The following is a 5,367-nucleotide window of genomic DNA, read 5'->3' on the forward strand; positions in this document are numbered from 1 at the left end:
AGACAGCCGAGCCAGTCGCGAATCACCGCGACGCGCACGCCTGCGGCCGCGCGCGCGGCGAGCGCATCGCGGAACGCACGCCCGACTTCGTCGTCGCGGATGATGTAGTTTTCGAGGAAGACGCTGTTTTGTGCAGCGCCTATCGCGGTCAGCCAGGCATCGAAATTCGCACGGCCGTCGATCAGCAGTTCGATGGCGTTGCCGGCAACGGGCTCGACGCCGGTGGCGCGGTCCAGTGCCTGCTCCGCGAGCATGCGCGCGGAACCGAAGCGTGGTGGATCGGGAGCGCGGACAACCGAATCGAAATCAGGCACGGCGCGGTTGTCCTAAGGCACCGCACGCCGGTAGACATAGTCCTTGGCGAACGGTTTGTCGCCGTCGCGGCCCTCGATGCGCGCAGTGAGCGAACCATCCGCATTGCGCCGGTAGACGATGCGCTGCAGATGGTCGGCGTGGCCGGGGTTGACGAAGACGGCCTCGCCGTTGACGTAGCTCGCGAGACGGAAATCGACCGGCGGCCGGCCGCTGGGCTGGGCGACGTAGTAGACGCCATCGTCGCGCTTCTGCAGGCTGACAAATTCGAAGGCGACGGTCTTGCCGCCCTTGAGCGTGCGGCTCATGCCGAGCATCAGGTTCGACGAGGGTGTGGTCCAGATTTCGTCGGTTCGGCTCGCGCCTTCCTCGAGCGTCCAGTTGCCGGCCAGCCAGGCGAACTGGTCGAGCGCGATCGCGGGCGACGCAAGCGGCGCCGGCGCATCGGCGGCGAACGCGAAGCCGGCGACGGACAACAGGCACGAAAGCACGAACGTGCGGCGTGATTTCATGGTCCCTCTCCCCAAGGGCGTGATGAAAACGTTCAGCCCGCGCGGCGCGCGCTGGCGGCATCGTCGCCGAGCGCGCGCAGGTACTGTCTATCGAACGCGGCGAGCTGGCTTTCGAGTTCCGAATACGGGCCCGGTTCCCAAGCCTGAGAAGTGACGCCGAGGTGTGCGTTCGAGCAGAGCTCCCAGTCCTGGCGGTTGGTCAGGTCCCAAAACTCGACCGCAGGCGCGTGATCGAAGGCCGGCGCGGCGATCGCGTCGGGGTGGAACAGCCATTCGCAGACGACGCGCGTGCGGTCCTTCGACAGCGGCAGCGCGCGGTGCATCATCACGTAGTCCGGGTGGAACGAGAGGAAGCCGCTCGGGAACAGACTGTAATAATATACTTTGCCGCGTTCCGCTTCGGTGATGCCGGGCAGTGCGGGCGCGCAGCGCTCGCCGCCCATGGTCATGCTGCCGTCGCGGTTGCTCATCCACATCGGGCCGCCGAGCACGGGGCCTTCGTCGAGATCGTTCTCCGAATTGCGGAACGGGGTGAGCTTGTTCAGATGCGGATGCGCGAGCGGGCAGTGGTAGCACTCGCTGAAGTTGTGGAAGATCAGCTTCCAGTTCGCGTCGACCTCGTAGACCTTGCGCGCTGCCGTGCGCAGCTCGGGCGTGCGCCATTGCTGGAAGCGTTCCGCAAGGCCGGGCAGCGCTTCGGCGAACGGCTGCGGATTGCGCGACAGGTTGACGAAGAGGAAGCCTTGCCAGTTTTCCAGCGCGGCGGTGTGCAGAGGATAGTCGGCCGGATCGAAACCGGGAACCTCGCTCATTGTCGGCACGTTGCGCAATGCGCCGTCGAGGCCGAAGGTCCAGGCGTGGTACGGACACTGGATCGACTTGCCGAGCGTGCCCTGCGCTTCGCGGCAGAGCTTGCTGCCGCGATGGCGGCAGTGGTTGTGGAACGCGCGCAGTTTGCCATCGTGGTCGCGCAGCACGATCACGCTTTCGCTGCCGAGTTCGAACAGGAAATAGCTTCCCGGCTGTTCGAGGTGCGAGACGTGGCCGGCGAGCATCCACGAGCGGTAGAAGATCTTCTCGTGCTCGGCGCGCCAGATTTCGTCGGAAACAAAGTAGTCGCGCCCCAAGGTGTGCTGGCCGAAGGAAGTGCGTGATTTCATGGCGGCGGTCCGGCTGATCTCGGTGAGCGTATGTGAACCGCATCCTACAACACTGTTGCCGAGGGTTGTCAGCAGAGGCGCGGCTTGGGCGACTCGCGCCGCCGCGCTGGATTAAACTTGCGGATCGCGCAATCGCCCGCATATCCCTGCCCATGTCCGCAGACCGTTTCCAGCTTGTTTCGCCGTTCCAGCCGTCGGGCGACCAGCCCGAGGCGATACGCCGCCTCGTCAACGGCTTCAACGACGGCCTCGCGCACCAGACCCTGCTCGGTGTGACCGGCTCGGGCAAGACATTCACGATCGCCAATGTCGTGCAGCAGATCCAGAAGCCGACGATCGTGCTCGCGCCGAACAAGACACTCGCGGCGCAGCTCTATGGCGAGTTCAAGGAGTTCTTCCCGCACAATGCGGTGGAGTACTTCGTCAGCTACTACGACTACTACCAGCCCGAGGCCTATGTCGTCGCCAGCGACACCTACATCGAGAAGGATTCGTCGATCAACGAGCACATCGAGCAGATGCGCCTGTCGGCGACCAAGGCGTTGCTGTCGCGTCCTGACGCACTGATCGTCGCGACCGTGTCGGCGATCTATGGCCTTGGCGATCCCGAAGATTATCTATCCATGCGCCTGATCCTCGCGCGCGGCGAGCGTGTCGACCAGCGCGAGCTGATCCGCCATCTGACCGAACTCCAGTACGAACGCGGCGATTATGAGTTGCATCGCGGATCGTTCCGCGTGCGCGGCGACGTGGTCGACATATTTCCGGCCGAGAGCGAATTCGACGCGATACGCATCGAGCTGTTCGACGGCGAGGTCGAGAACATTTCGGTGTTCGATCCGTTGACCGGTGCGATCCTGCGCAAGGTGCCGCGCTGCGTGATTTATCCGGCCACGCACTACGTGACGACGCGCAAGCGCGTGCTCGATGCGATAGAGACGATCAAGCCCGAACTGAAGGAGCGCCTCGACCAGCTGTACAAGGCGAACAAGCTCGTCGAGGCGCAGCGCCTGCAGCAGCGCACGCAGTACGACCTCGAGATGATGGCCGAGATTGGTTTTTGCAACGGCATCGAGAACTACTCGCGCCATTTCACCGGACGCAAGCCGGGCGAGCCGCCGCCGACGCTGTTCGACTACTTGCCGCCGGATTCGCTGCTGGTCATCGACGAGTCGCACGTCACCGTGCCGCAGCTCGGCGCGATGTACAAGGGCGACCGTTCGCGCAAGGAGAACCTGGTCGAGTACGGTTTCCGCCTGCCGTCGGCGCTCGACAACCGGCCCCTCAAGTTCGACGAATTCGTCGAGCGCGAGCCGCGCACGATCTACGTGTCGGCGACGCCGGCCGACTACGAGGTCAATCACTCGGAGGGCAACGTGGTCGAACTCGTAGTGCGGCCGACTGGGTTGATCGATCCGGAAGTCGAGATTCGCCCGGTGCGCACCCAGGTCGACGATCTGCTCGGTGAGATCCACGCGCGCGTGAAGCTCGGCGACCGCGTGCTCGTGACCACTCTGACCAAGCGCATGTCGGAAAACCTCACCGACTATCTCGAGGAGCACGGCGTGCGCGTGCGCTACTTGCACTCGGACATCGAGACGGTCGAACGCGTCGAGATCCTGCGCGACCTGCGCCTGGGCAAGTTCGATGTGCTCGTCGGCATCAACCTGCTGCGCGAAGGTCTCGATATGCCTGAAGTGTCGCTGGTCGCGATCCTCGACGCGGACAAGGAAGGCTATCTGCGCTCGACGCGCTCGCTGATCCAGACGATAGGCCGCGCCGCGCGCAACCTGCGCGGCAAGGCAATTTTGTACGCCGACCGCATCACCGATTCGATGAAGCGCGCGCTCGACGAAACCGACCGGCGCCGGCAGAAGCAGATCGACTACAACCTCGAGCACGGCATCACGCCGAAGTCAGTGGTGAAGAAGATCGCCGACATCATGGAAGGCGCGCGCCACGATGCCGAGGCCGAACGCGCCGTCAAGCGGACAAAGTCCGGCGCATTGCGCGTGGCGGAAGAATCCGTCGACTATTCCGTGTTGGCGCCTGACCAGCTCGCGGCCAAGCTGAAGAAGCTCGAAGCGCAGATGTACAAGCTCGCCCAGGATCTGCAGTTCGAGGAAGCCGCGCGCGTGCGCGACGAGTTGCAGCGGGTGAAGGCTTTGGGTCTGCTGAGCTGAACCCGCACCCGGCGCGCAGCATCGTGCTGCGCGCCGGCCGGAAAATCCCCTCTCCATACAGGGCAGTCGAGAGGGGTAGGGCTCCCCCTTTATCGAATAAATTTCCCGCGATTGCGCGCTGCGATCGTGCCGAACGCCGCCAGCAGCGCAATCAACGTCATCAGATTGCGCGGATCGAGCGCTGGCGCCGGTACGGCTGTTGCCTGCGGGTTGACGGCCGCCGCGATGCTCGGGCCGCCCGCATCGATGATTGTGCCGTTGACGCTGAGATCGTCGTCGCCGAGGCCGCCGTCGGCGATCGTGAACGTCGCCACGTTGGCCAGCAGCGACAGATTGTTCGCCGCGCCGAGCGTGTACCAATGGTCGCTGGCCTGCCCCAGCGTAGGGCCGTATTTCCAGTACTGCTCGTTGGCCGTGAACGGGCTCGGGAAGGTCACGGTCAGCGTGATAGTTCCCGTGCAACCGCTCGCCTGGAACTGGAACAGGCCGTCGGGGAAGCTCACCCCCGCCGGCGGCGAAACCGGCGCGGCGACGAAGGCGGGATTGACCAGCGTGCAGGTCGGTCCGCCGCCTGAGAGCACGGCGTGTGCGTTGCCGGTGCCGGTGGCCGTCGGACCGGTGAACGTGGTGACGACCGGGCATGCCGCCGTCGTCAGCGTCAGGTCGCCACCGTGGCCAGCGCCGTTCGCGTTAGTCGCGTCGACGCGGAAGTGATAGGTCGTGGCGCAAGTCAGCCCGTTGAGTGTCGCCGACACCGCTGTGCCGACCGCGTTCGCAGGCAGCGATGTGGGCGTCGCCGCGATCGTGCTGCCGTAGGCCGCGCTCGCGCCGTACGCGAATGACACCGTGGTCGCTGCGCCGTTCGCGTTGACCGTGCCAGTGATCGTCGCCGAGGTTGTACCGATCGCGGTCGCGGCGAGGCTGGTCGCGGTCGGCGCTTGGGCGGCGCAGGCCGAGGTCGTGAACATCTGGTCGCCGCCATGGACCGGGCCGCCGTTGCCGTTGTCGGCGACGACGCGGAAATGGTAGGTCTGGCCGCAGGCCAGGCTGGCGACGGCGAACGATACCGGCGCGTTGCTCGCGTTCGCGGCGAGCGGGCTCTGCGCAGCTGCCGCGTTGGAGCCGTAGGACGTCGTCAGGCCGTAGTCGAAGCTCACGGTGGTCGCCGTGCCGTTCGCGCTGACCATGCCGTTGAGCGTG

Annotated in this window: 4 protein-coding genes and 1 pseudogene; 1 reads left to right on the forward strand and 4 read right to left on the reverse strand. The window is 65.3% G+C overall.

Translation table 11 applies throughout. From position 1 onward, the window contains the following. The 3 genes and pseudogenes from VF497_RS00085 to VF497_RS00095 all read right to left on the reverse strand — a co-directional run. Positions 1-254: pseudogene (locus VF497_RS00085) on the reverse strand (cardiolipin synthase B); the annotation flags it as partial. Between the two features lie 72 nt (positions 255-326). Next, on the reverse strand, positions 327-824 hold the full coding sequence (locus VF497_RS00090; RefSeq protein WP_330885006.1) for a DUF6265 family protein: 498 nt from the start codon (positions 822-824) through the stop codon (positions 327-329). 32 nt (positions 825-856) lie between these two features. Beyond that, positions 857-1,984 carry an aromatic ring-hydroxylating dioxygenase subunit alpha gene (locus VF497_RS00095; protein WP_330885008.1) on the reverse strand — a complete coding sequence of 376 codons (1,128 nt, stop codon included), beginning with the start codon at positions 1,982-1,984 and terminating at the stop codon, positions 857-859. Between the two features lie 152 nt (positions 1,985-2,136). Here VF497_RS00095 and uvrB point away from each other — a divergent pair, with 152 nt between their 5' ends. Next, on the forward strand, positions 2,137-4,167 hold the full coding sequence (uvrB, locus tag VF497_RS00100) for an excinuclease ABC subunit UvrB (protein ID WP_330885010.1): 2,031 nt from the start codon (positions 2,137-2,139) through the stop codon (positions 4,165-4,167). A gap of 89 nt (positions 4,168-4,256) precedes the next feature. Here uvrB and VF497_RS00105 read toward each other — a convergent pair. Continuing rightward, the coding region (locus VF497_RS00105) for a choice-of-anchor U domain-containing protein (RefSeq protein ID WP_330885013.1) at positions 4,257-5,367 on the reverse strand (1,111 nt) is incomplete at its 5' end.

This window comes from Rudaea sp. (genome assembly GCF_036383415.1).
GTDB lineage: Bacteria > Pseudomonadota > Gammaproteobacteria > Xanthomonadales > Rhodanobacteraceae > Rudaea.